This is a genomic window from Candidatus Darwinibacter acetoxidans (genome assembly GCF_041936445.1).
GTDB lineage: Bacteria > Bacillota > Limnochordia > Darwinibacteriales > Darwinibacteriaceae > DTU010.
Genome location: NZ_JBHGXH010000337.1, coordinates 1 through 1561 on the forward strand (window position 1 = coordinate 1; position 1561 = coordinate 1561).

A 1561-nucleotide genomic window follows, 5' to 3' on the forward strand; every position below is an offset into this window, starting at 1 on the left:
CTCCGCAGGCCAGCTCGCCGGCCGCGTCGCCACAAAGGCATGCGGCAAGGGCTCCCGGCCTGCGATTTTTTTATTAATATAAGGAGCCCCCCATAAGAGGGGCTCCTTATATCCAAAACCTGCAGCAGCCCATCAGGGCTACATCCTAACATCCCGCCACTCAAATTCGACGGGTTCGTCGTATAGGTCATGAAGAGTGGCGGGGACGACAACCTTTTGGCTGCGTCCGGCATTTATCCCCACTTCAAATGGTGAGGAATATGCCACCAGTTGTAATTCGGTGGTTTCTTCCTTCTCCGCATCTCTGCGGAGAGCTGCTTCAAACACGTTCGCGTAGTAGCGAACACTGGCGTCCGTCATCCGCCCCTTGCACTTGCTCCTGGCAAACTTTGCCAGCTGAAAGGCCACATCCCGGACGTGGCCTTTCAGTATGCATGGGATACGCCCATAGCGCTGGGCGTGCACCAGCACGTAGAGGTCTGGCAGGTCATCCCAAAGCCCTGTAAAACGAAGCTCCGTCTGGTGGCCTTCGCACCCTTTCGGGCAGGCCACCACAGCAGTGAGATTCTCCATGTCCACATTCTGGAGAACATAGTGTTCTCCACACTTGCAAACCGGGGCGAGCAACGCATCCCCAATACGGGCCTCCGATAAATTCTTCAGGTCTTCCCTGAAACAACGGTAACACTTTGCCATTTTTTGTACCTCCCTCCGCAGGCCAGCTCGCCGGCCGCGTCGCCACAAAGGCATGCGGCAAGGGCTCCCGGCCTGCGATTTTTTTATTAATATAAGGAGCCCCCCATAAGAGGGGCTCCTTATATCCAAAACCTGCAGCAGCCCATCAGGGCTGCATCCTAACATCCCGCCACTCAAATTCGACGGGTTCGTCGTATAGGTCATGAAGAGTGGCGGGGACGACAACCTTTTGGCTGCGTCCGGCGTTTATCCCCACCTCGAAAGGTGAGGAGTACGCCACCAATTGTAATTCGGTAGTTTCTTCCCTCTCCGCATCTCTGCGGAGAGCGGCTTCAAACACGTTCGCGTAGTAGCGGACGCTGGCGTCCGTCATGCGCCCTTTGCATTTGCTCCTGGCGAATTTCGCCAGTTGCAATGCCACATCCCGGATGTGGCCTTTCAGTATGCATGGGATGCGGCCGTAGCGCCGGGCGTGAACCAGCACATAAAGGTCGGGAAGCGCATCCCATTCTCCGGTGAGGTACAGGTCTACCTTGTGCGCCTCATGCTCCTCGCTGCTCTCTACATGCTTCGGGCAGGCGATGAAGGCGGTAAGGTTTTCCATGTCCACACTGCGGAATTCAAAATGTTCTCCGCACTTGCAAACCGGGGCGAGGAGCGAATCCCCGACCCGGGCCTCCGATAGATACTTCAGACCATCTTTCTTCATTTTTTGTACCTCCTCCCGCAGGCCAGCTCGCCGGCCGCGTCGCCACAAAGGCATGCGGCAAGGGCTCCCGGCCTGCGATTTTTTTGTATTAATACAAGAGGCCCCAAAGAAAGAACCCCTTATATTCAAACTTCAAGCAGCTCTTTCAAGCTGCAC

The 1561-nt window shown here is 55.9% G+C and carries 2 protein-coding genes; both read right to left on the reverse strand.

The window, feature by feature from the left end:
- Positions 1-138: 138 nt before the first annotated feature.
- Entirely contained in the window at positions 139-696 is a 558-nt protein-coding gene (locus ACE4YL_RS14605) for a hypothetical protein (protein WP_461369748.1), read from the reverse strand.
- A 145-nt stretch (positions 697-841) separates the two neighbouring features.
- Entirely contained in the window at positions 842-1405 is a 564-nt protein-coding gene (locus ACE4YL_RS14610; protein WP_461369749.1) for a hypothetical protein, read from the reverse strand.
- Positions 1406-1561: the final 156 nt, after the last annotated feature.

Excerpts from the sequence above, each read along its gene's own strand:
- ACE4YL_RS14605 (WP_461369748.1), bottom strand. The coding sequence starts at position 696 with ATGGCAAAGTGTTACCGTTGTTTCAGGGAAGACCTGAAGAATTTATCG.
- ACE4YL_RS14610 (WP_461369749.1), bottom strand. The coding sequence starts at position 1,405 with ATGAAGAAAGATGGTCTGAAGTATCTATCGGAGGCCCGGGTCGGGGAT.